Genomic DNA, 224 nt, shown 5'->3' with positions numbered 1-224 from the left:
CCACTTGACCAACGGGCCAAAAAAAAAACAAAACTTTTCCCAAGCTTCCAACCGGGCTTGAACCGGTGACCTCTTCCTTACCATGGAAGTACTCTACCAGCTGAGCTATGGAAGCATAATGGCTCCGCAGGTAGGAATCGAACCTACGACCGATCGGTTAACAGCCGATAGCTCTACCGCTGAGCTACTGCGGAATAATATAAGCCTGGCAACGTCCTACTCTC

The 224-nt window shown here is 50.0% G+C and carries 2 tRNA genes; both read right to left on the bottom strand.

The features are described 5' to 3' along the window. Positions 1–42: 42 nt before the first annotated feature. A tRNA-Thr gene (locus tag B5P42_RS22190) sits at positions 43–115 on the bottom strand. A gap of 4 nt (positions 116–119) precedes the next feature. Next, positions 120–194: transfer RNA gene (locus B5P42_RS22185), tRNA-Asn, on the bottom strand. Between the last annotated feature and the right edge of the window lie 30 nt (positions 195–224).

It is taken from the genome of Bacillus sp. SRB_331 (assembly GCF_003264175.1).
In the GTDB taxonomy this organism is placed as follows: Bacteria; Bacillota; Bacilli; order Bacillales; family Bacillaceae_G; genus Bacillus_A; species Bacillus_A mycoides.
The sequence above is the reverse complement of the archived record's forward strand: the minus strand, read 5'-3'. Positions and strand labels throughout refer to the sequence as shown.